This is a genomic window from Paractinoplanes maris, assembly GCF_023544465.1.
Taxonomy (GTDB): domain Bacteria; phylum Actinomycetota; class Actinomycetes; order Mycobacteriales; family Micromonosporaceae; genus Actinoplanes; species Actinoplanes maris.
Window position 1 is genome coordinate 1 of record NZ_JALPVL010000013.1, and the last position, 18,524, is coordinate 18,524.

Annotated in this window: 12 protein-coding genes and 1 rRNA gene; 7 read left to right on the forward strand and 6 right to left on the reverse strand. The window is 71.2% G+C overall.

Annotated features, from left to right (window positions below; all coding sequences use genetic code 11):
- Nucleotides 1–9: 9 nt before the first annotated feature.
- Nucleotides 10–126 (forward strand): 5S ribosomal RNA (gene rrf, locus NAG42_RS33105).
- A gap of 151 nt (nt 127–277) precedes the next feature.
- Here the strand turns inward: rrf and NAG42_RS33110 are convergent.
- Nucleotides 278–940 (reverse strand): hypothetical protein, encoded by a 663-nt coding sequence (locus tag NAG42_RS33110; protein WP_250035894.1) that lies wholly within the window; start codon nt 938–940, stop codon nt 278–280.
- 68 nt (nt 941–1,008) lie between these two features.
- Between NAG42_RS33110 and NAG42_RS33115 the strand changes: the two genes are divergently transcribed.
- The 3 genes from NAG42_RS33115 to NAG42_RS33125 are packed head-to-tail and all read left to right on the forward strand — an operon-like array spanning nt 1,009 to nt 5,344.
- Nucleotides 1,009–3,642 carry a valine--tRNA ligase gene (locus tag NAG42_RS33115; RefSeq protein WP_250035895.1) on the forward strand — a complete coding sequence of 878 codons (2,634 nt, stop codon included), beginning with the start codon at nt 1,009–1,011 and terminating at the stop codon, nt 3,640–3,642.
- A complete protein-coding gene (locus tag NAG42_RS33120) occupies nt 3,639–4,964 on the forward strand; it encodes a bifunctional folylpolyglutamate synthase/dihydrofolate synthase (protein WP_250035896.1) in 1,326 nt (441 codons plus the stop codon). The genes NAG42_RS33115 and NAG42_RS33120 overlap by 4 nt, the downstream gene beginning before the upstream one ends.
- On the forward strand, nt 4,961–5,344 hold the full coding sequence (locus NAG42_RS33125) for a DUF4233 domain-containing protein (RefSeq protein ID WP_250035898.1): 384 nt from the start codon (nt 4,961–4,963) through the stop codon (nt 5,342–5,344). Before NAG42_RS33120 ends, NAG42_RS33125 begins: the two co-directional genes overlap by 4 nt.
- Before the next feature lie 99 nt (nt 5,345–5,443).
- Here the strand turns inward: NAG42_RS33125 and NAG42_RS33130 are convergent, their stop codons facing one another.
- Nucleotides 5,444–9,223 (reverse strand): VOC family protein, encoded by a 3,780-nt coding sequence (locus NAG42_RS33130; protein WP_250035899.1) that lies wholly within the window; start codon nt 9,221–9,223, stop codon nt 5,444–5,446.
- Between the two features lie 138 nt (nt 9,224–9,361).
- Between NAG42_RS33130 and ndk the strand changes: the two genes are divergently transcribed.
- Nucleotides 9,362–9,790 (forward strand): nucleoside-diphosphate kinase, encoded by a 429-nt coding sequence (gene ndk / locus NAG42_RS33135; protein WP_250036304.1) that lies wholly within the window; start codon nt 9,362–9,364, stop codon nt 9,788–9,790.
- Nucleotides 9,791–9,800: 10 nt separating this feature from the next.
- On the opposite strand, the gene NAG42_RS33140 is transcribed toward ndk, so the two are convergent.
- The 4 genes from NAG42_RS33140 to NAG42_RS45160 all read right to left on the reverse strand — a co-directional run bounded on the left by NAG42_RS33140 (nt 9,801) and on the right by NAG42_RS45160 (nt 13,475).
- Entirely contained in the window at nt 9,801–10,586 is a 786-nt protein-coding gene (locus tag NAG42_RS33140; RefSeq protein ID WP_250035900.1) for an ABC transporter permease, read from the reverse strand.
- A 98-nt stretch (nt 10,587–10,684) separates the two neighbouring features.
- Nucleotides 10,685–11,455, reverse strand: coding sequence for an ABC transporter permease (locus NAG42_RS33145; protein ID WP_250035901.1), 771 nt, complete (start codon nt 11,453–11,455; stop codon nt 10,685–10,687).
- On the reverse strand, nt 11,452–12,432 hold the full coding sequence (locus NAG42_RS33150) for an ABC transporter ATP-binding protein (protein ID WP_250035902.1): 981 nt from the start codon (nt 12,430–12,432) through the stop codon (nt 11,452–11,454). Before NAG42_RS33150 ends, NAG42_RS33145 begins: the two co-directional genes overlap by 4 nt.
- Before the next feature lie 29 nt (nt 12,433–12,461).
- Entirely contained in the window at nt 12,462–13,475 is a 1,014-nt protein-coding gene (locus NAG42_RS45160) for a helix-turn-helix domain-containing protein (protein WP_250035903.1), read from the reverse strand.
- 59 nt (nt 13,476–13,534) lie between these two features.
- On the opposite strand from NAG42_RS45160, the gene NAG42_RS33160 reads away from it, so the two are divergent.
- Together NAG42_RS33160 and ileS are read left to right on the forward strand one after the other, a co-directional pair.
- On the forward strand, nt 13,535–15,064 hold the full coding sequence (locus NAG42_RS33160; protein ID WP_250035904.1) for an alkaline phosphatase D family protein: 1,530 nt from the start codon (nt 13,535–13,537) through the stop codon (nt 15,062–15,064).
- 217 nt (nt 15,065–15,281) lie between these two features.
- Complete coding sequence (gene ileS / locus NAG42_RS33165) at nt 15,282–18,401, forward strand: isoleucine--tRNA ligase (protein WP_250035905.1); 3,120 nt, start codon at nt 15,282–15,284, stop codon at nt 18,399–18,401.
- Nucleotides 18,402–18,524 lie beyond the last annotated feature (123 nt).

Consider the following 18,524-nt stretch of genomic DNA (forward strand, 5'->3'; position numbering starts at 1 on the left):
GATTGCTGTTTCGGTGGTCATAGCGGAGGGGAAACGCCCGGTCTCATTCCGAACCCGGAAGCTAAGCCCTCCAGCGCCGATGGTACTGCACTCGTGAGGGTGTGGGAGAGTAGGACGCCGCCGGACTCAACGTGAACAGTAGGCCCACCCCACACGGGGTGGGCCTACTGTCATTTCCGGACCTATTCGCCGGCAGGATCAGAAACAGTGACTCTTATGCGGCCGCGCCCCCAGCAATGCTGAGGGCGCGGCCGCTTTTTGTTGTGCGCTGTGAGCGTCAGCGAGATTCGGTGGCGTTTCGGAGGGCGAGCATCAACGGAGCCGATTCCGCGGGGGTGCGGTTGTTGAACATCGCCAAAGCCAGGCTGCCGTGGTCGGCCCAGCCGCAGACGGTGAGGTCGCCGTCGGCGGTTTTGGTGATGCCGCACTTCATGGTGCCGTCCAACGGGCCCGGGTCGACATCCTCGAGGTTGGTCACCGCGCCCTCCTCATCGGAGATCAGGTCCATGGCGGCTTCGAGGTCTTTGCCGGGGGTCCAGATGAGGCCGGTGCCCGCCAGGAACAGCACGTTCTTGTCGGGAGTCTCGTTGTAGACGGCCCCGTAGGTGTGGTCGAGTTCGACCTCGGCGGCCAGGGCCGTGCGCAGGTAGTCCGCGGTGCTGGCCCCTTCACGGGAGTAGTCCAGGCTCAGCGGGCCTACGCTCGGCTGGATCTCGAGCTCCGCGTGGCGCTGGGCGATGATGCGCCAGCTGGTGAACGCGAGCATCGCCACGGCCACCACCGCGACCACCAGCAGGATGCTGATCAACACCCGGCGTACGCGGCCTCGGGGTTTTTTGCCGGCCGGCGCATCGTCGGCGCCGGGGAAGAGGTCGCCGTCGTCGTCGGTCGCGGGGGGTGGGGTGCCGATGTCGATCGGGTTCGGGCCGGGCTCGGGCATTGCAGGAGCGTAGCAACCGGTGGTGGTGCGAATTCGGGGTTCCGGGGCGGCATCCGTAGACTTGTCGGGTGACCGAGACGACCCAGCCCCGCACGCCCGACAGCCGGCCCACCGGTGGACTCTCCGCTCAGTACCAGCCGGGCGAGGTAGAGCAGCGGCGGTACGAGAATTGGGTATCGCAGGGCTACTTCACGGCCGACCCGGCGAGTGACAAGCCCGCGTTCTCGATCGTGATCCCGCCGCCCAACGTGACCGGCTCGCTGCACGTCGGCCACGCGCTCGACCACACCATTCAGGACGCACTCTCGCGCCTCAAGCGCATGCAGGGCTTCGAGGTGCTGTGGCTGCCGGGCATGGACCACGCCGGCATCGCCACGCAGAACGTGGTGGAGCGTCAGCTCGCCGCGCAGCAGCTGTCCCGTCACGACCTCGGCCGCGAGCAGTTCGTGGAAAAGGTGTGGGAGTGGAAGGCGCAGTCCGGCGGGGCCATCCTCGGGCAGATGCGGCGGCTGGGCGACTCGGTGGACTGGTCGCGCGAGCGGTTCACGATGGACGAGGGTCTGTCCCGGGCCGTGCAGACAATCTTCAAGCGGCTGTACGAGGATGAGCTGATCTACCGGGCCAACCGGATCATCAACTGGTGCCCGCGCTGCCTGACCGCGCTCAGTGACATCGAGGTGGAGCACACCGACGACGAGGGCGAACTGGTCTCGATCCGATACGGCGACGGCGACAACGCGATCGTCGTGGCGACCACCCGGGCCGAGACGATGCTGGGCGACACCGCCGTGGCCGTCCACCCCGACGACGAGCGATACCGGCACCTGATCGGCACCGAGGTCGAGCTGCCGCTGACCGGCCGGTTCATCCCGATCGTGGCCGACGAGCACGTCGACCCGTCGTTCGGCACCGGCGCGGTCAAGGTGACCCCGGCCCACGACCCCAACGACTTCGAGATCGGCCAGCGCCACGGCCTGCCGAGCATCACCATGATGGACGAGCGCGCGGTCGTCACCGTGCACGGCCCGTTCCAGGGGCTCGACCGCTACGAGGCCCGGCCTGCCATCGTCGACGCGCTGCGGGAGCAGGGGCGCATCGTCGCCGAGAAGCGGCCGTACGTGCACTCGGTCGGCCACTGCTCACGGTGCAAGACGACCGTCGAGCCGCGACTCTCGCTGCAGTGGTTCGTCAACACCGGTCCGCTGGCCCAGGCGGCCGGTGACGCCGTCCGCGACGGCCGGGTCGTCATCGAGCCCGCCGAGCTCTCCAAGCGCTACTTCGCCTGGGTCGACAACATGCACGACTGGTGCATTTCGCGCCAGCTGTGGTGGGGTCACCGCATCCCGGTCTGGTATGGGCCGGACGGCGAGGTCGTCTGCGTCGGCCCCGACGAGCAGCCGCCCACCGGTGAGGGCTGGACGCAGGACGAGGACGTCCTCGACACCTGGTTCTCCTCGGCGCTGTGGCCGTTCTCGACGATGGGCTGGCCCGAGAAGACCGCCGAGCTGGCGAAGTTCTATCCGACCAGCGTGCTCGTCACCGGCTACGACATCCTGTTCTTCTGGGTCGCCCGGATGATGATGTTCGGGTTGTACGCGATGGACGGCGTCCAGCCGTTCGACGTGGTCAACCTGCACGGCATGGTCCGCGACGGACACGGCAAGAAGATGTCGAAGTCGTTCGGCAACGTGGTCGACCCGCTCGACTGGATCGAGCGCTACGGCGCCGACGCCACCCGCTTCACGCTGGCCCGCGGGGCCAACCCCGGCTCCGACGTGCCGATCAGCGAGGAGTGGTGCCAGGGCTCCCGCAACTTCTGCAACAAGCTGTGGAACGCGACCCGCTTCGCGCTGATGAACGGCGCGACCGTCGAGGGCGATCTGCCGCCGGCGGAGGAGCTGTCGGCGATCGACAAGTGGATCCTCTCGCGCCTGCAGCACGTGATCGGCGAGGTCGACGAGCAGTTCAAGACCTACGAGTACGCCAAGGTCTGTGACACCCTCTACCACTTCGCGTGGGACGACGTCTGCGACTGGTATCTCGAGCTCAGCAAGCCGGTGCTCGCCTCCGAGCAGGGCGAGAACACCCGCCGCGTCCTCGGCCACGTGCTCGACCAGCTGCTGCGCCTGCTGCACCCGGTCATCCCGTTCGTCACCGAGGAGCTGTGGATCGCGCTCACCGCAGGCGAGACGATCGTGCGGGCGGCGTGGCCGGCGGCCGACAAGGAGCTGATCGACGACGCCGCCGAGGAGGAGCTGGCCGCCCTGCAGAAGGTGGTCACCGAGGTCCGCCGGTTCCGGTCCGACCAGGGCCTCAAGCCGAGCCAACGGGTGTCCGCGGCGCTCACCGGTCTGGGCGCCGTCGGCATCGACACCCACGAGCCGCTGATCCGCTCGCTCGCCCGGCTCGACGCGCCCGGCGACGGCTTCACGGCCACGGCGACGCTCGCGGTGTCCGGCCCGATCACGGTCGACCTCGACACCCGCGGCACGATCGACGTGGCGGCCGAGCGCGCCCGGCTCGAAAAGGACCGGGCCGCCGCCGAGAAGGAAGCGGCGCAGTGCCGGGCCAAGCTGGGCAACGACTCGTTCATCGGAAAGGCGCCCGAGCAGGTGGTCACAAAGATCAAGGACAGGCTCGCCACGGCTGAGGCTGATCTCACGAGAATTGCCGCGGCCCTCGAAGCGTTGCCTTCATCATGAGCACTTATCCAGAGGTGGAGGCCGCACTCAATGGGCGTGGCTTCACCCGCATGGCGTTCGACATGCAGAAGATCCGCGATCTGATGGACGTGCTCGGCAGCCCCCAGCGGGCCTACCCGGCGATCCACCTGACCGGCACGAACGGCAAGACCAGCACGGCTCGCATGATCGACGCGCTGCTGCGGGCGCACGGCCTGCACACCGGCCGCTACACGAGCCCGCACCTCGAGACGGTCCGCGAGCGGATCAGCCTCGACGGTGAGCCGATCTCGGAGGAGGGGCTGGCCGCCATCTACGACGAGGTGGCGCCGCTGGCCGAGCTGATCGACGCCCGCAACGCCGAGCCGCTCACCTATTTCGACATGACGACCGCCCTGGCCTACGCGACCTTCGCCGACGCCCCGGTGGACATCGCCGTCGTCGAGGTGGGTCTGGGCGGCGAGGAGGACGCGACCAACGTCATCGAGGCCGGCGTCGCGGTGATGACGCCGATCGGGCTCGACCACACCGAGTGGCTGGGCGACACCATCGAGGACATCGCCTGGGCCAAGGCGGGCATCATCCACAAGGGCGCCACGGTGATCTCGGCGCTGCAGACCGAGGAGGCCATGCGGCCGATCCTCGAGCGCAGTGCCGAGATGGGGGCGACCGTCGCCCGCGAGGGCAGCGAGTTCGGCGTGATCGAGCGCAACCAGGCGGTCGGCGGTCAGGTCCTCACGCTGCAGGGGCTGGGCGGGATCTACGAGGAGATCTTCCTGCCCCTGTTCGGCGCCCACCAGGCGCAAAACGCGGCACTCGCACTGGCCGCGGTCGAGGCGTTCCTCGGTGCGGGCGCCGACCGGCAGTTGGAGCTCGAACTCGTACGGGAAGGGTTTGCGCAGGTCGACTCGCCCGGCCGGCTCGAAAGCGTGCGCAGCGCCCCGACGATCCTGCTGGACGGCGCGCACAACCCGCACGGCATGGCGGCGACGGTGAGCGCGCTCGAGGAGGAGTTCTCGTTCCGGCACCTGGTCGCGGTGGTGGCGGTGCTGGGTGACAAGGACGTGTCCGGGCTGCTCGACCTGCTCGAGCCGGTGGCGGCGCGCATCGTCGTGACCCAGAACAGCTCGCCGCGGTCGATGCCGGTCGACGAGCTCGCGCAGCTGGCGACGGACATCTTCGGCGAGGACCGGGTGACGGTCGCGCAGAACATGCCGGACGCGATCGAGGAGGCCGTGGTGATCGCCGAGGAGGACACGTCGGGCGAACTCAGCGGGGTCGGCGTGATCGTCACGGGCTCGGTCGTCACGGTGGCCGACGCGCGTAAACTCCTGAAGCGATGACCTCTCCCGAGCCTGACCCGCCCGACCAGGCCGCTCCGGCGCCCCGGTCCGGGCTTCGCAACCCGCAAGCCGCCGTACGCGGTTTGGGGGCCGGCACACTCGTGCTGGAAGCCATCGTGCTGCTGCTCGCCATCCAGCCCATCCGCATCATGGGCGGCGACCTCAGCGGGTGGGGTCTGGCCTCGGTGATCACGCTGGCGGTGCTCGCGGCGTTGCTGGCCGGTCTGATGCGCCGTTCGTGGGCCTGGACCGCCGGGACGGTGCTTCAGGTTCTGCTGCTGGCCAGCGGGCTTTTCCACTGGTCGCTGGCCGCCCTCGGCCTGATCTTCGGCGGGGCCTGGGTCTATGCCCTCCACGTCCGCCGCTCGATCCTCGGTTAGCGGCCGCCGCTCCTCGCGTGTCTCGGCCGTTGAGCTGGACGCGTGATCTGTGCCTCGGGCGTTGACATGGCCGGCCGCACGGGCCGGCCATGTGGGTCGTCAGCGGATGGACCGCCACTGGGTGACGGCGATGTTGTGGTCGTCGGGGTCGCGGAACGTGGCTGACCACAGCTCGAGGCGGTCGCCGCGGTTGACCGGGCGCGGGGGATGGACGAACTCGACGCCCTTGGTCTGCAGCTCCTGATAGACGGCCTCGACGTCACCCACCTCGAGGTTCAGGTAGATGAGGCGGCCGGCCTCGCTGGAGAGGTCGTTGACGGTGCGCAGGACCAGACGGGTGTCGCCGGAGGCCATGACGGCACTGCCCTCACCGCTGTCGATCTCGAAGAAACCGAGCGTGTCGCGGTAGAACGCCGTCGACCGGGCGAGATCGGTGACGAGCACTGTGATGCCGACGCCGTAGATCGCGCCGGCCGGGCCCGGGCGGGCGCTCGGATAGGCGGTGATCACGTCTGCGGCACGGTCGTCCGGTTCGGACGGGCCGGCCAGGTCACTCCACGGTCCGCGATCTCCGGCGGCCGCTGCCGCGGCGGCCGCGGCCAGGGCAGCGGCGGCCGGTGACGGCTTGGGGTGGCTCGTTCCCGCTGCGGGTACGCCTCTGGCCCCACCCGCCGGCCCGGCGTCACCCGAGGAGTTGAGCCCTGCGCCCGCGAGGGTGTCCGCTCCGGCGTCTGTGGGGCCGGCGCTCGCCGACGTGGCTGTCGGTGTGGCCGCCCTCGATCCGGTTTCCGACGGGGAGCTTGCTGACGCGGCGGTTGTCGGCTCGGCGCCGGAAGCTGCGGCGACGGTGCCGCGCGCGGTCGTCGGCTCGGCGGCGGAGGCGGGGGGCTCGGTGCCGCGCGTGGTGGTCGTTGGTTGGGCGGCAAAGGTTGGGGGCTCGCCGCGCGTGGTGGTCGATGGCTGGGCGGCGGAGGCTGTGGGCTCGGTGTCGCGCGCGGTGGTCGATGGCTGGGCGGCGGAGGCTGTGGGCTCGGTGTCGCGCGCGGTGGTTGTTTCGGCGCCGGACGTTTCGGTGGGGGCTGGTTGGTCGGCGCTTCGGGCCGGTCTCGGCTGCGGGCTCGGGACGGAAGCCGCAGCCGCGGAGGGCTGGGGCTCGGGCCTCGGCGCGGTTCGGGGCGGGCGCAGGGAGGTTTCCTCGTCGACGGGCCGTTGCCTCGGGTAGAACACGGCGTCGGGTGCCGGCGCATCGGGCTCCGGGTCCGGATCGCTGCTCGGAGCCGCTTCGGGTCTTGTCTCGTCGGCGCGGGTGGGCTCGTCGAACGGGATCTGACCGGACGGGGCGTCCTTCTCGTGATCGTTCTTGCCGACCTTTTTGACAGCCGCCACCGCCGCCGCGGCCACGGCGCCGAACGCGCCGGCCAGCAGACCGCCGGACCTGCCCGATTCGGCGGCCGGGGGCGGGGCTTCGGGCGAGAAGGCCGGGGCAGCTTCTTCGCCGACCGGCCCCGATCGTGCGGCGGCCGGCTCGTCGGTCGCGGACGGGGATTGCGCTTGGGGCGTCTCGTCGGCTTCGGCATATGGGTGAGCGTCCGGGTAAACGGATTCCGTGGCCCGGCGCTCGGCGGCGGCCGGGTATCCGGGCTCCGTGCCGTGCGGCTGGGCCGTGGCCGGGTAGCCGGGTTCGGTGGCGCGAGGCTGGGCGGCGGCCGGGTATTCGGGTTCCGTGCCGTGCGGCTGGGCCGTGGCCGGGTAGCCGGGTTCGGTGGCGCGAGGCTGGGCGGCGGCCGGGTAGCCGGGTGCCGTGCCGTGTGGCTCTGCGTCGCGGGGCTGGGCCGTGGCCGGGTATTCGGGTTCCGTGCCGTGCGGCTGGGCCGTGGCCGGGTAGCCGGGTTCGGTGGCGCGAGGCTGGGCGGCGGCCGGGTAGCCGGGTGCCGTGCCGTGCGGCTCTGCGTCGCGGGGCTGGGCCGTGGCCGGGTATTCGGGTTCCGTGCCGTGCGGCTGGGCCGTGGCTGGGTAGCCGGGGTCGGTTGCGCGCGGTTGGGCGGTGGCCGGGTAGCCGGGTTCTGGGTTGAGGGGGTCGGCATTCGGCCGGGTGGTGGGCGGGGCGGCCGCGTTGGTCGGGGTGTAGATGACGGCGGCTGGGGCTTGCTGCGCGTTGGGTGCCGGAGCTGTGGGGTGGGTGGGCGACGCCGGGAACTCTTCGGTGGGGGTGGTCGCGTCGTGGGCTGCGTTGGAGACGAAGCGGGTTGACGGAGGGGTCGGGGCGGGGTTGGACGGAGGTGGGGCGATCAGGTCTTCCTCGCGGGCCCGGGCGGAACGGGCGGTGTCCTCCGGGGCCGGGTCGGGGTCGCCCTCAAGGGGGAGGTCGATCTCGTCGTCGTAGGCGGGACGTGGGGATGGAGCGTAGGCCGCGTCCGGGCGCGAGGTGGCGGGGGCGGGAGCCGTCGGCGGCGGGGTGGCGGGCTCGGGGGCGGTCGGTGGTGGGACGGCCGGGTCCGGCGCGGTGGGGTAGGAGCTGACCGGCGACGGTGTGGCCGGTGTGGATGTTGCCGTCGGCTCGGGGCGGCGGTAGGGCGACGGCTCGTCGAGCGGGATGTCGGTGCCGAGCGCGTCGTCCGGGTGGGGCTCGCGCTGGGACGGAGCCGTGGAATGGTCGGCGGTGGCGGTCGCCGCGCCACCGTGGGGGCGCGGGCTCGGCCGCCGCTTGGACGAGCGGGCCGCCGCGGCACCGGCAGCGGCACCGGCCGCCGCAGCCCCAGCGGTGGCAGCCGTCCCGACGGTGGCAGGACCTCCGGCGGTGGCGGTATCCGGATCCCCGGCGGCATCCGGATCCCCGGCGGTATCCGGATCTCCGGCGGCGTTCGGGCCGTCGGCGGCGTTCGGGCCCCTGGCGTCGGCCGGGCGTCGGGCGTCGGCCGGGTGTCTGGCGTCGGCTGGGTGTCCGGCGGCGTTCGGGCCGTCGGCGGCATTTGGGCCCCTGGCGTCGGCCGGGTGTCCGGCGGGGTCCGTGATGTCTGGGCCGGCGGTGGCGGGCTCGGGCTCGGTGGCGTAGGCGGAGCCGGCGGAAGCGCGGCGGGGCAGTGGCGGCGGGGCGTCGTCGTGGTCGACGAAGACGCCCTCCACTACGGGGCCGGCCGGGGTGTCGCGGACCACCACCGGGCTGCCGTACTCCTCCGAGTCGACGGCCGAGGCACTGAGCGGGCCGGCCTCGGGGCCGGGCGGCGGGGGCGGCGGCTGCGGTGAGCTGCCCGGCGGCGGTGGGGGCGGCGGCTCGTCCGGGCCCCGGCCCCAGGTGCGGTCGCGACCGGCCCACGGCGGCGGCTCGACGTCGCCGAGGAGGTCGGCGTCCAGGTCGGCGTCCAGGTCGGCATCCGGGTCGAGGCCGGGACCGGGGCGGTCGTCGTAGTCGGGGACGGCCGGCGGCGGGTCGGCGCCTCGCTCGCGCGGGGACGCCTCGTCCCAGTTGATTTTGACGCGGCGCAGGTCGTCGACGTCGACCGTGATGGGCAGGGTGTCGCCGGGCTCGGGCCATTTCACGACCGGGATGCGGGACTCGTTGATCTCGACCTCGCGCGTCGGCAGGCCGGGCGCGACGATCACCGCCTGGATGCGGGCCCGGGCGTAGACCGCCGTGGTCAGCGGACGCGGCGTGATCGACGAGACCTCGGCCGTGCCGGCCACCCAGGCCCGGGCGCCGCGGCGTACGACGTTGACGACGCCGAGCGCGACCGCCAGGCCCAGCAGGGCCACCCCGAAGATGACCACCCCCAGGCTCGACATGCCGAAACCCAGCGCGACCACGAAGACCGCGATCGTGCCCGCGACCGCCGCGACCAGCTTCCGTGCCGGCGCGATCGGACGTCCGGTCTGGTTTGCCAATGTGGACCTCCCGCTCGTACCCGTCAGGTTATTGCCCGGCTCAGCTTGAGCGAAAGTGCGGTAGTCCCGGCGTTGGCGCTCGGCGCGTTTCCGGTACCGATAGGCTGAAACTCAGCCTTCTCACCCCTGTCCTGGAGGATCGTCGTGTCCAGCCCCACCGAGCGTTCGCTCGTGCTCATCAAGCCCGACGCGGTCCGTCGCGGACTTCTCGGCGAGATTCTCGCCCGGTTCGAGCGCAAGGGGCTGGTGATCGAGGCGATCGAGCTGCGCACGATGGACGCCGCGCTGGCCGACCAGCACTACGCCGACCACGTCGAGAAGGCGTTCTATCCGCCGCTCAAGGAGTTCATGACCTCGGGCCCGCTGGCCGCGCTGGTGCTGACCGGCGACGAGGTGATCGAGGTCGTCCGCGCGATGATCGGCTCGACCGACGGACGCAAGGCGGCCGCCGGCACGATCCGCGGCGATTTCTCGCTCTCCAACCGGGAGAACCTGGTGCACGCCTCCGACTCGCCCGAGAGCGCCAAGCGCGAGCTCGCCCTCTGGTTCCCCGACCTGGCTCTCTGAGCCCGAGACTTCAGAGGACGTCGAGCGACGCTGTCCGGCGCGACTCGAATTCGAAGATCTTGAGCAGTACGGCGGCCGCGACCGCGTAACCCGCTCCGACCAGGAGTTCCTGGCCGAGTGGGGACGCGGCCGCGGCCAGTCCGTCTCCGGCCGCGAGTCGCCGGGCCGCTTCGGCCGCGTGCGTGATCGGCAGCCACTCGCCGACGGCCGTCATCCAGCCGGGCAGGCCGGACGCCGGCACGTTGACCCCCGTGAGCAGCAGCAACAGTGCGACGGAGACGTTCGAGACCACCCACACGTCGCGGAACCGCAGCCCGAGCGCGCCCAGGGTGAGCCCGAAGAAACCGCAGGCGAGCGACCCGGCGGCCATCGCCAGGAACAGCCCCGGCAGAGCGCTGAGCGGGATGCGCAGGCCGAGGAGCAGCGCGCCCGCGCCGAGGGTCACGACCGCGATCAAAAGACCATTTCCCGCGTACGGCAGAACGCGCCCCCAGAAGACCGCGGTGCGGCTGCGAGGCGACAGCAGCACGTGCCCGAGCGTGCCGTAGCGGCGCTCGTTGGCCACCGCCATCGTCCCGCCGAAGACGCAGGCCAGTGAGGCCGTGAGCACCGCGTTGCCGACGATGTAGAACCGGTCGTCGGCCACCTGCAGCTGCCGCCCGAGGTAGGCGAAGAACAGCAGTTGGAAGAGCGGCCCGACCAGCAGCGTCCCGACGAACATGCCCGGCGTCGTCCAGTTGAACAGGGCCCGGTAGGCGATCACGCCCCCGATCGTCATCAGGCGGAGTGTCTTCATGGGGATCGGACCTTTCGACCTGCTGGTGCGGTGCGGGGGAACGGGCGGGAAACAGCGGCCGGTGAGGGCCGGACCCAGGGGATGGATGGTCGGGCGAGTCATGCCAGGGCCAGGGTGGCGGCGGCCCGGGCGCGGCGCTCGACATGGGTCAGGGCCACGGCGCCGAGGGCCAGGCAGAGCAGGCTGATGGCCAGGCAGACGGCCAGCGACGGCCAGACCGGGCCGCCGCTGGTGGCCTCGCGCAGCGCGCGGGCGCCCCACGTGGTGGGCAGGACAGCGGCGATCGGGCCGGTCCAGACGGGCAGCACGGTGATCGGCACGAGCATGCCGGAGACCAGCCAGACCGGGTATTCGAGCGTGTTGGCCAGGGCGTTGGCGTTGCGCATGAGCACGAACGTCGCGGCCAGCAGCAGGCCGAACATGCCGAGCGCGACGACGCACACCACGGCGGCCACGACGAAGGCGACCGGGTGGGCGAAGTGGAGCCGGATGCCGTACAGGAGCCGGCCCCAGATCAGGGTCGCGAGCAGGGCGTAGGTGCCGGTCAGACCGGTGGCGATGGTGATCGGCAGGACGACCAGCACCGGGCGCCGGGGCGCCAGCATGATCATTTCCAGGGTGCCCTGCCAGCGCTGGTTCTGGATGGCACCGCCCGAGCCGAAGAGCACCGACGACCAGACCCCCATCACGCCGGCGCCGACCGCGGCTTCCAGCAGCCGGTGCTGCTCGCCGCCGGAGCGGAACAGATAGACGGCCAGGGTGGCCTGCACCACCGGGACGACCAAGGCGATCACGATCTCGAACGGGGACCGGCTGATCTGCTTGGCGTGCAGCAACGTGCCCACCGTGAGCAGGCGAAGGGTGCTCACGCGGCGGCGCTCACGATCGCGACGTACGCGTCCTCGAGGGTCGGTTCCCGGCTGTCCACCCGGCCGAGGCGGATGCCGGCCAGCTCCCGCAGCACGTCACCCTGCACGTCCACGTGCGCGTCGGAGTGGACGGTCAGCAGTTGCAACGCGCCCCGGGCCTCGACCGCGGTCTCCCGTACGCCCGGCAGGTCGCGCAGCGCGTCGACCGCGCTCTCCGGGACCCCGTACGCCTCGACCTCGACCACCCGCCTGCCGTCGGCCCTCCGCCGCAGCTCCGTGGGAGTCCCCAGAGCCTGGAGGCGCCCGTCGGAGATCACCGCGATCCGGTCGCAGAGCTCGTCCGCCTCGGCCATGTAGTGGGTCGTGAGCAGGATCGTCGTGCCGGTGGAGGCCAGGTCGGCGACCGTCCGGCGCAGCTCGCGGGCGGCCACCGGGTCGACGCCGATCGACGGCTCGTCGAGGAAGAGCACCTCCGGGGTGTGCAACAGGCCACGGGCGATGTGCAGCCGCTGCCGCATGCCCCGCGAATAGCCCTCGACCCGTTCCCGTTCGCGCCCGGCCAGGCCGACCAGGTCGAGCAGCTCGGCGATGCGCCGCTTCTGCTCGCGCGCCGGCACCCCGTACAGCTCGGCGAAGTATCGCAGGTTGTCCAGCGCGGACAGGCGGTCGTAGAGCCCCCGGTCGCCGCCGAACACGTAGCCGATCCGCCGCCGTACCTCCCGGGTCTCGCGCACCACGTCGTGCCCGCCCACCCGGGCCGAGCCCGAGGTGGGGATCAGCAGGGTGTTGAGCAGTTTGATGGTGGTGGTCTTGCCGGCGCCGTTGGGCCCGAGCAGACCGAACAGCTCACCGCGGCCGACCGTGAAGGTCACCCCGCGAACCGCCTCGACCTCGGTCCGCTGCGGCTTGAGCCAGCCCGTGCGCGCCCGGTAGGTCCGGCGCAGATCCTCGGCCTCGATGGCGTATTCGCTCCCCATGGCCCGAACCGTAGGGAGCGGCGGCCCTTCTACGAAACGAATTCGGTGCGGGCCGAATCCTCACCGAGCAGGGTCACCAGAGCCGTGCCGGCCGGCTCCAGGCCGTAGAGGACGCGGCGTCCGGCCCGCCGCCGGTGCACGACTCCGGCCGCGAGCAGACCGGCCAGGTGTTCCGACACGGTGCTGGGGGCCAGGCCCAGGGCGGTGGAGAGCCCGGTGGTGGTGGCCGGCGCGGTCAGCGCGCGCAGCACGGCGGCCCGGCCGCGACCGACCAGGATGGTCAGCCGATCGTCGGCGAGCGGCGGCGGCGGGGTGTCGGCCAGCACGGCGGCACCCCGGGCCTGATAGGTGACCATGACGAGGTCGGGCTGATCGCCCGAGCACAGCAACGCTCCGCGGGAGAAGATGAGCGGGACCAGCAGCAGCCGCTGGTTGACCGCCACGAAGGACTGGTCGAGCGGCTTGACGAGGGTGAGCACCGGCCGTTCCCAGCGGATCCGGTCGTGCAACCGGGCCAGCAGCGCGTCGGGGCCGTCGGCCGCCAGCGCCCGGGCCCGGAGCAGCACCTCCTCGTCGAGCGCGGCCCGCATGGCCGGCCAGAACGGCGCGATGGCCGCGTCCCAGTAGGCCTGCACGCCGTCGGCGAGCCGATCGAGCGCGGCCCGGCGATCGCCGGCGAAGGGCCGCATCGACGGCGGCAGGTCCCCGTCCGGGTAGTGCTTGGCGAACTCGCGCGCGATGACCTCGGGCGGCGTCGACCGGAGCTGGTCGAGCTGCTCGCCGATGGTCGGCATCGGGCTGTCGGGTGGCGGACCGAGGAAGTCGGGAGAGACCGACGGCAGGTTCAGATAGAGCGAGACCGGGCCGGTCGCCGGGTCGGTGCGCAGGATCTCGCGGGTGCGGCGGGCCCATCCGTCATAGGGCCAGGGCGCCCCGCCCGGGTTGCGCTGGAGCAGGAAGAGACTGCACATGACCTCGGCGAACGGGCTGATCGCGATCCGCGTGCGGGACAGCGTCGGTTCATCGATCTCGATCCGGATCACGGGGTGAAGTTTAGGGAACGGCTACCAGGAGGCCATATGGGATCGATAGGTATCACGGTATGACCTCGATCTCGCGACGAAACCTGCTGCGCGCCGGAGTGGCGGGCGGCGTGGCCGGCCTGGCCGGTGGCGCCCCCGCGTTCTCCTCGGCCGGCCACCGGCCGGTCCTCACCCACGGCGTCCAGAGCGGCGACCCCCTCGGCAACTCGGCGGTCGTCTGGAGCCGCGCCGACCGGCCCGGACGTCTCTGGGTGCAGGTCAGCAAGCGGCCCGACTTCCGCGGCTCGCGCGTGCTGCGCGGCCCGATCGTCACGCCCGGCACCGACTTCACCGGCAAATTGACGCTGCGCGGACTGCCCGCGGGCGAACAGCTCCACTACCGGGTGCGGGCCGAGAGCCTGGACCGGCCGGGTCTGTTCGGCGCCCCGGTCAGCGGGTCGCTGCGGACGGCGCCCACCCGTCGGCGCGACGTCCGGTTCGTCTGGACCGGGGACGTCGTCGGCCAGGGCTGGGGCATCGACCCCGCGTACGGGGGTCTGAAGCTCTTCGAGTCGATGCGCCGCCGCCGGCCCGATTTCCTGCTGCACAGCGGTGACACCGTCTATGCCGACGGACCGCTGACCGAGAGCGTGACGCTGCCCGACGGGCGGATCTGGCGCAACCTGGTCACCGAGGAGAAGCTCAAGGTCGCCGAGACCCTGACCGAGTACCGCGGGCAGTACGCCTACAACCTGCTCGACCACGCCTACCGCCGGTTCGCGGCCGAGGTGCCGCAGATCAACCAGTGGGACGACCACGAGGTGACCAACAACTGGTACCCGGGGGAGATCCTGGACGACGCCCGCTACACCGAGAAGCGGGTCGACGTGCTGGCCGGGCGGGCCCGGCAGGCCTATCACGAGTGGGTGCCGACGCCGTTGCGCGAGGGGCCGGTCCACCGCAAGATCTCGTACGGGCCGCTGCTCGACATCTTCGTGCTCGACATGCGCACCTTCAAGGACGGGAACGACGGCAACACGTACGCCGACCCGGCGCGCGGCCTGCTCGGGGCCGAGCAGCGGCAGTGGCTGATCCGCGGACTCCGCGAGTCGACGGCGACCTGGAAGGTGATCGCCAACGACCTGCCACTCGGCCTGGTGGTGCCGGACGGAGCCGGCGCTCAGGAGGGCGTGGCCCAGGGCGACCCGGGTGTGCCGAAAGGCCGCGAGCTCGAGTTCGCCCAGGTGCTTCAGGCGGCGCACCGGCACCAGGTGACCGGCATCGTGTTCCTGACCGCGGACGTGCACTACACCCAGGCCAACCACTACGACCCGGCCCGGGCGGCGATCCAGGACTTCACGCCGTTCTGGGAGTTCGTCTCCGGCCCCGCGCACGCCGGCGCGTTCGGCCCGAACGCCCTGGACGCCACGTTCGGCCCCCGCACCGCCTTCGTGAACGCCCCGCCGGTGGCCAACACCTCGCCGGCCGACGGCTTTCAGCATTTCGGTGAGGTCGAGATCGACGCCGAGACCAAGGCCTTCACCGTGCACCTGCGCGACCGCGAGGGCGTATCCCTCTGGAGCACGACCCTGAGCGCCCCGAAACGCTGAAATACCGTGGCGGCCGGTATCGTTGTCCGAGCGCAGGCGACGATCCGGCCATCACCGGGGAGCTTCCGGAAGAACGGACCTGACGGTCTCAGTAGAACCGGGTGGCGGCGGCCGATCGAAATGAGCGGGCGGAGCGATCCGCCAAGCGAGGTGGTACCGCGGGCTTCGGCTCGTCCTCGCAGTCTGACCCTGACTGCCACGAGGAGACGGACCACCGATGGCCTACCCCAAGCACACCGACGCCACGGGCGTGCCGGCCAGCCCCGACCTGCCCGCCGTCGAGCGGGCCGTGCTCGAGCACTGGAGCGCCGACAAGACCTTCGAGGCGTCGGTCGAGCAGCGGCCGGCCGGCGAGAACGGCACCAACGAGTACGTCTTCTACGACGGACCGCCGTTCGCCAACGGGCTGCCGCACTACGGACACCTGTTCACCGGCTATGTGAAAGACCTGGTCCCGCGCTATCAGAGCATGCGCGGCAAGCGCGTGGAGCGCCGCTTCGGCTGGGACACCCACGGGCTGCCGGCCGAGGTCGAGGCCGAGAAGCAGCTGGGCATCAGCACCAAGGCGCAGATCGTCGACCTGGGCATCGACAAGTTCAACGACGCCTGCCGCACGTCGGTGCTCGCCTACACCAAGGACTGGGAGCGCTACGTCACCCGCCAGGCCCGGTGGGTCGACTTCGCCGACGACTACAAGACCCTCGACCCCAGTTACATGGAGTCGGTCATGTGGGCGTTCAAGACCCTGCACGACAAGGGGCTGGTCTACGAGGGCTTCCGCGTCCTGGCCTACTGCTTCCGGTGCGAGACCCCGCTGTCGAACACCGAGACCCGGATGGACGACGTCTACCGCGACCGCACCGACCCGGCGCTCACGGTGACGTTCAGGTTGGAGACCGGCGAGGACATCGCGGTGTGGACCACGACGCCGTGGACGCTGCCGTCCAACCTGGCGCTCGCGGTCGGGCCGGACATCGAGTACGCGGTGCTGGAGAAGGACGATCGCAAGATCATCCTAGGTGCGGGGCGGGTCGCCGCGTACGGGAAAGAGCTCGAAGGTTTCACCCAGGTCGGCTCGGTGATTGGGCGCGAACTGGCCGGCCGGAAATACACGCCGATGTTCGACTTCCTGGTCGAGAAAGGCGGGCCGAACGCGTTCCAGGTGCTCGCGGCCGACTACGTCAGCGACGAGGACGGCACCGGCGTCGTGCACCAGGCGCCGGCCTTCGGCGAGGACGACCAGAACGTCTGCAACGCGGCCGGCATCCCGACCGTGGTGACCGTCGACGAGCACACCCGCTTCACCGCGCTTGTGCCGGACTGGCAGGGCACGCAGGTCTTCGACGCCAACAAGCCGATCATCGCCGTGCTCAAGGAGCGCGGAGCAGTGCTGCGCCACGAGGGCTACACGCACTCGTACCCGCACTGCTGGCGCTGCGACACCCCGCTGGTCTACAAGGCGGTGTCGTCGTGGTTCGTGGCCGTGACGAAGTTCCGGGACCGGATGGTCGAGCTCAACCAGGAGATCACCTGGACGCCGGCCCACATCAAGGACGGCTCGTTCGGCAAGTGGCTGGCCAACGCCCGCGACTGGTCGATCTCGCGCAACCGGTTCTGGGGCTCGCCCATCCCGGTCTGGAAGTCCGACGACCCGACCTATCCGCGGGTCGACGTCTACGGCTCCTTCGAGCAGCTGGAGCAGGACTTCGGGGTCAAGATCGAAGATCTGCACCGGCCGTACGTCGACGAGCTGACCCGCCCCAACCCGGACGACCCGACCGGGCGGTCGACCATGCGCCGGGTGCCCGAGGTGCTCGACTGCTGGTTCGAGTCCGGATCGATGCCGTTCGCCCAGGTGCACTACCCGTTCGAGAACAAGGACTGGTTCGAGCACCACTACCCGGGCGACTTCATCGTCGAGTACATCGGTCAGACCCGCGGCTGGTTCTACACGATGCACGTGCTGGCCACCGCGCTGTTCGACCGGCCGGCGTTCCGCAACTGCCTGAGCCACGGCATCCTGCTCGGCGAGGACGGGCGCAAGATGTCCAAGTCGCTGCGCAACTACCCGGACGTCTACCGGGTCTTCGACTCGTACGGCTCGGACGCGATGCGCTGGATGCTGATGTCGTCGCCGGTGCTGCGGGGCGGGGACATGCCCGTCACCGAGGTGGCCATCCGCGACTCGGTGCGCCAGGTGCTGCTGCCGCTCTGGAACGTCTGGTACTTCTTCAGCCTCTACGCCAACGCGTCGGGTTTCGAGGCGACGCTGCGCACGGACTCGACCCACCTGCTCGACCGCTACATCCTGGCCAAGACCGGCGAGCTGGTCACCGACGTCCAGCGCCAGATGGACGAGTACGACATCTCCGGCGCGGCGGCGAGCGTCCGGTCGTATCTCGACGCGTTGACCAACTGGTACGTCCGCCGGTCGCGCGACCGGTTCTGGCAGGGTGACGCCGACGCGTTCGACACGCTGGCGACCGTTCTCGAGACGGTGTGCCGGGTCGTGGCGCCGCTCGCGCCACTGACCACCGAGGAGATCTGGCGTGGCCTCACCGGCGACCGCTCGGTGCACCTGACCGACTGGCCCTCGGCCGGGGCGTTCCCGGCCGACCACGAGCTGGTCGCCTCGATGGACGCGATCCGCGACGTCGCCTCGGCCGCGTTGTCGCTGCGCAAGGCGCGCGGCCTGCGCGTGCGGCTGCCGCTGGCCAAGCTCACCGTGGCCACCCCGGCCGCGCCGGCCCTGTCCGGCCTGGCCGACCTGGTGGCCGACGAGGTCAACGTCAAGGAGGTCGTCTTCACCGACGACGTCGCCGCCTCGTCCGAGCAGGTTCTCACCGTGGTCCCGCGGGCGCTCGGCCCCCGCCTCGGCAAGCAGGTTCAGCAGGTCATCAAGGCCGTCAAGGCGGGCGACTGGCAGCTGGTCGACGGGGCCCCGGTGGCCGCCGGCGTCACCCTGGCCGAGGGCGAGTACGAGCTCAAGCTGGTCGCGGCCGACGCCGAGAACTCGGCGCCGCTGACGGGCGGCGCGGGCGTCGTCGTCCTCGACACCGCGGTCACCGCCGAGCTCGCGGCCGAGGGTCTGGCCCGCGACGTGATCCGGGTGGTGCAGCAGGCCCGGCGCGACGCCGGGCTGGACGTCTCGGACCGGATCGCGCTGGTCGTGTCGGCGGCCGAGCCGGTGCGGGCGGCAGTCGGGGCCCACCGCGACTTCGTCGGTGGCGAGACGCTGGCGACCTCGGTGACGCTGGCCGAGGCCGGGGCCGAGGGCTTCGCCGGTGAGGTCGGCGACGGAGATCAGGTAACAGTTCAGGTCTCGAAGACGAGCTGAAACTGGGGACGGCCCGGATATTCCCCACATCTGTGAGGAAATGTCCGGGCCGGTCGGTCAGCTCGACAGGGACTTCCGGGTTTCCGTCCGATAACCTGACCGCGCCCCCCACATTTTCGTGTG

Excerpts from the sequence above, each read along its gene's own strand:
- NAG42_RS33110 (WP_250035894.1), bottom strand. The coding sequence starts at position 940 with ATGCCCGAGCCCGGCCCGAACCCGATCGACATCGGCACCCCACCCCCC.
- NAG42_RS33120 (WP_250035896.1), top strand. The coding sequence starts at position 3,639 with ATGAGCACTTATCCAGAGGTGGAGGCCGCACTCAATGGGCGTGGCTTC.
- NAG42_RS33125 (WP_250035898.1), top strand. The coding sequence starts at position 4,961 with ATGACCTCTCCCGAGCCTGACCCGCCCGACCAGGCCGCTCCGGCGCCC.
- NAG42_RS33140 (WP_250035900.1), bottom strand. The coding sequence starts at position 10,586 with ATGAAGACACTCCGCCTGATGACGATCGGGGGCGTGATCGCCTACCGG.
- NAG42_RS33150 (WP_250035902.1), bottom strand. The coding sequence starts at position 12,432 with ATGGGGAGCGAATACGCCATCGAGGCCGAGGATCTGCGCCGGACCTAC.
- NAG42_RS33160 (WP_250035904.1), top strand. The coding sequence starts at position 13,535 with ATGACCTCGATCTCGCGACGAAACCTGCTGCGCGCCGGAGTGGCGGGC.
- ileS (WP_250035905.1), top strand. The coding sequence starts at position 15,282 with ATGGCCTACCCCAAGCACACCGACGCCACGGGCGTGCCGGCCAGCCCC.